Annotated in this window: 3 protein-coding genes; 2 read left to right on the forward strand and 1 reads right to left on the reverse strand. The window is 32.2% G+C overall.

What is annotated here, in order from left to right:
- Positions 1-70: 70 nt before the first annotated feature.
- On the reverse strand, positions 71-1,717 hold the full coding sequence (locus tag F6K22_RS31810) for an AAA-like domain-containing protein (protein ID WP_293107503.1): 1,647 nt from the start codon (positions 1,715-1,717) through the stop codon (positions 71-73).
- Positions 1,718-3,220: 1,503 nt separating this feature from the next.
- Here F6K22_RS31810 and F6K22_RS31815 point away from each other — a divergent pair.
- Both F6K22_RS31815 and F6K22_RS31820 read left to right on the forward strand, forming a co-directional pair.
- Entirely contained in the window at positions 3,221-3,547 is a 327-nt protein-coding gene (locus F6K22_RS31815; protein ID WP_293107506.1) for a hypothetical protein, read from the forward strand.
- A 942-nt stretch (positions 3,548-4,489) separates the two neighbouring features.
- Positions 4,490-4,906: carotenoid oxygenase family protein (locus tag F6K22_RS31820; RefSeq protein WP_293107509.1), on the forward strand; the 417-nt coding region annotated here is incomplete at its 3' end.

Raw genomic sequence — 4,906 nt, forward strand, 5'->3', positions numbered from 1 at the left:
TTTTTTATTTTAATCTTTATTTATGCCTATCTACTTACTTTACCCTCTTTTCCACCAGAGGTCTATTGAACTATGATTGATAATTTAAAAATGAACTTAAAGTAATAAAATTACCATATTTACTAGATTCTAAAAGGGCTTGATCTGCCGCGAAGAACAGTGTACTAGCTTCATTTTTATCGCTAGGAATTGTAGCTGCAACTCCTATACTCATAGTCACAATTGAATTAGGAAAATTAGTCAATATATCTCTGTCAGGAGATAATGTTAATTCTTGAATTCTTTGTAAAATTATTTCTGCTAATTTCATTACTGTTTGAGCATCTGCATTAGGCAAAATAATCATAAAATATTGATTTTCATTGTTAAAATATACATTTATAATCTCCCGTAGAATCGCCTCAATATTTTCCCGAATTATTTCTAAACAATAATTAGTAAATTCAACCCCATATTTATTTTTATAAATTTGATAATTATCTATTTCAGATAAAATCAAAGCAATAGGAGAATTGTTAACAGCCATGGTCTGCCACTCAACTTGCATACAGGAGTTAAAAAAATCATGATTACTGACTTTAATCATCTGAAGATTAGTCAATAATTGCGAACCTTGGTAATCTCTATATTTAGTTCGATCGTCCAAAGTGGAATAACTTGTATCCCCTAATTTTTGCCCTTGAAAATAGAGAGGATATAATTGACAGGCAGGAATACAAATATTTCCATCTAATTTTACTAATCCTAAACTTTCTAATTGATAAGCAATAACAGGTTCTAATTCCATATTTTCCGATCTTGTAATTAGTTGTTTAAATGCGTTTGCTATTTTTGGTTTCTTTTGTAATACCCCCCACAAACCGCGGAGATAATCCCTATAAATTCCTGCCTGAGTAGGAGCATCTCTTAACAATTCTTTGAAACTTAAATTTTCACGATATAGAGAGTCTAAAGCCACATGGATTAAATAAGGATGTCCGCCTACTAAATTCATCAATTTTTTTATTTGCTTGTCTGGCAAATTCAGTTCATAGCATTGAGCAAAATCTTTAACTTGTTCCGATGTCAGCTCCGATAATTTAATAGCCAAACCAAGATTAAATGGGGATTGATTTACACTTAATGAAACATAAACTTCAGTTGCATAAACTACTACTAACCGTAATTTTTTCCAAGTTTCTTTTATGGGAGCTTGTTCATGCCAAAATCGCAATAATGGCAAAAAATCTTGAGCAATATTAGGATGTTCAAAAATACAATTAACTTCTTTAAAAATTAAAACCAAAGAAGTATAAATTTCCTCTAGTAATTCTTCAAAATATAGAGTACAAGATACCTTATAACCTAGTTCTTCATCCCAATAATCATCTAGATTTAGAGTGAGTTTTAGCCGTCGCGCTAGATTAAGACAAAACCAACGTAAAAATTTATCTGTACTCTCAAAAACTTTTGTATCAACTTCTAAGAAATCTATAGTTACAATCTGGTATCCTAAAGTTTGAGCATGATTAATTAATCGTAGCAGAAAAGAAGCTTTGCCTATTTTTCTACACCCTCTAATCCTAATTAAACTACCTAGTTGGGCAATTTCTTGATATGCTCGCTCCTCCCAAGGATATCGCTCTATATATAATCTGGAGTTAACTGCTATGGGTTTACCTGGATACTCTAGCTCAGAAGTCTCAGTTTGACTTTCCCATTGAGGAATATTTTTCATTATTATTGAAGATTTATATATATTTCTATAGCTTATATCATCTCAGAGGAAATCTATAAATAGAATCATTACACCAATTTCATAAAATATTGCTACAGTGACTTTGTTCTTAGCAGTCAGGAGTTCATTAATTGATAATAGATAATTGATAATTACCTCTAGTTAAAACCGTTACGGAATTGAATATAAGGAATATTTTCTTTTCTATTGGTCGATTGGATATGGCGCACTTCGGAGCAGCTCTGTAAGAGTGGGAGACCGCAAAATTACTAACAGTTTTGCGATCATTTTACTGTAATACCAATTCACTTTAAAGATGTCACAAATAGTTTCAAACTTTAAATGTCAAATAATTGCCTCAAACCTTTCTATTGTCAAAATTTTTAGCCTATCCAATCTAACTTCTGAATTCTGAATTCTGTGAAATGGTATAACTATCTAAGCATGAATTTGGTATTACACAAAAATGTTAGTGAGGCGATCGCTTCCAACGATCGCCACAAATATTGCAGTAACAATAGATATGGTCTAAGGAAGCCTATCATAGATGCTTAATCTTGTTACGTCGATTTGACTTGTGTTGAAAATTGTAGGCAGTGTGGACAAAAGGCATTTTATGGCCAAAAATAGTCTCAGCTTCTCCACGAAAATGCTTTTCTCCTAGCTGAAACACTGAGTGCTGATTGCCATATTTTAATGACCCATTTTGGGTAATTTCCCAGTCTCTATTTCCACTTTTCTCCCATTGCTTATGATCAAACCCTGCCTTATGAGGGAAGTAAATCCAACATTCGAGTGGATAAATTTCCGATTTTTATGAAGTTTTGATGAAGTTATTAGGGGTTGATCAAATTTGCACAAACTTCATATACAATCTTGAATAAATTTATCTGAAACCCTTGACTACAAAGAACTACAGGAATTTAAAACACCCTCGTAAAATTTTTGGGCTTTATTTTTTTTACTTAAATATTGCTACACATACTTAAATTTTGCTCATGGTCTGTTTCCTTGTTAATGCTTGTCAATATAAATAATATTAGATATCAATAAAACTGTATATCCGCAACACATAAAATCAAACATCAAATTTTTATCCGTTTCTTTATCCCTCGATTATCCGTTTCTTTATCCCCCGATCATTCCTAATAATAGTCAATTATAAATTACTAAAAACTTAAATTAGTAACAGTTCATTAGGGTTAAATAAATTTAATTTTTCACCATATATAATTTGATTATTATCTTGATTTTATTTATTTTAAAGCAATAAAAACTGATAAAATTTTGTAGCCTTTTTTGTAGAAAGACCAATATTATTAATCTTGAGACTAATTATGAAGGTTTGATGAAGTTGCGTAGAACCACTTGCTATTGAAATAATTTCAGCATTAATATCTATTTATACATACAAGTTATTAATTTTTAATAACCTCAATTCCTTCTAGTTTATTTAGACTTTTGAGGTTTTATATCTATAGTTTGTGATTTTCAGGAGTAGAAATGTTCACAGAAAATACTTTGGTTAAAGGTGGTCGTTCTAGTATTGAGCGTCAGCTTAGGAAGAAAAAACTTAAATCTATCTCAAAAATATTAATATTGACCATTTTATGTGCCGATGGGTTATTTTTGACAGGATTTATTGGGTATCGTTTATATGGGAAATGGGTTGAGGCTAATCAAAGTATATATCCCCCAGGAGTTGAAGAAGATCGAGCGATATCTCCTACATCAATTCCTTGGATTAAAAGCAAAGCAGAATGTCTAGCCTCTAATAGAATTTGGGAAGATGGTAAATGCTTTGACTCTGAATGGAGCCATTTATTTTAAATATTGGGTAGTGGTGTACAAGTAGTGATATTCTTAAAAAATTTAAGTGGGCAAGCAAATACGATTGCTCTCAAACTAAGAATTAGATATATTTTCTGTTGCCTTCTGGAGAAGAGTAAATATATTTAAAAATACGTTTTTTTTTCTGCAAACCATGATACCAATTTAATAAATATTTACCGAAAAATTAATAATTAAATAATTCGTGCCTTGAAGCCTCCCCTTAGATAGGGGAAAACAAAGAAAATATTCCTTATATTCAATTCCCGAGCGGTTAAAACCTTCTTGTAATTATCAATTATCAATTATCCATTATCCATTAATGAATACAAATAGCTAGGGGATTTGTTAGGAGTCAGGAGGACTGATTCAGGAGGATAGAGTCAGAATAAATAGCTTTAGTACCATTTATTAGTTCATAACTTATCTTAATTAGACCTCTCTATAAAATAAACTTGCTCTTTATTTAAGACAAGCTAGAATTGTAAAATTAACTCTCCGAAATCATTTTTCGTATCTTTTTCGTGAAAATATATACCCTGTTCCCTGTTCCCTACTAGCCACAAAAAATCTATATCTTTTTCACGCCTATGTCTATTAGTCAAAGAGACATCTACTGTAAATTCTCTTGATCTGGCTTATTATTCGTAAAATTCTTTTTTCATGCATAGTCTAATTCGGCGCTCATTCTCCCCCCAAACCCTTATCTCCCCATTCCCTGCTTCTCGGGAATAGCTTTGAAAGGGAGGATGGAAACCACGGATATAAAAGCCAAAGTTTTGATCGAGAATCACAAAAGTAGCCAGCAGAAAAGATAGAAAAAAAGGAAAATACAGATGAGTACAAATTTACAAAATTTTTGAATTATAACACTATACAGAATGGAAAAGTGGTCATAAGCTGTTAATAGAACCTTAATTTTTTCTATAGGAGCAAGTCCCAATGACTACTACCACAAAATTTAATCCCTATCTGATGGGTAATTTTGCCCCAGTCAGCAAAGAAATAACTGCTGAAAACCTAGAAATCAAAGGCGAACTCCCTAGAGATTTGTCAGGAATGTATGTGAGAAATGGCCCTAATCCTCAATTTGCGCCTCTAGGTAAATATGATTGGATGGATGGTGATGGAATGCTTCATGGGGTAAGGATTAGTGGTGGTAGGGCAGAATATCGGAACCGCTATGTACGGACGGGAGGATTTGAAGTAGAAAAAGACTTGGGTTATGCCGTCTGGAGTGGCAGATTAGAACCTCCTCAAATAAATAATCCCTATGGCCCCTATAAAAATGTGGCCAATAATGGTGTAACTTTTCACAATGGCAAGTTATTAGCTCTTTGGGAAGCAGGTTTACCTTAT

The organism is Okeania sp. SIO2F4 (assembly GCF_010672385.1).
Lineage (GTDB): Bacteria > Cyanobacteriota > Cyanobacteriia > Cyanobacteriales > Microcoleaceae > Trichodesmium.

Excerpts from the sequence above, each read along its gene's own strand:
- F6K22_RS31810 (WP_293107503.1), bottom strand. The coding sequence starts at position 1,717 with ATGAAAAATATTCCTCAATGGGAAAGTCAAACTGAGACTTCTGAGCTA.
- F6K22_RS31815 (WP_293107506.1), top strand. The coding sequence starts at position 3,221 with ATGTTCACAGAAAATACTTTGGTTAAAGGTGGTCGTTCTAGTATTGAG.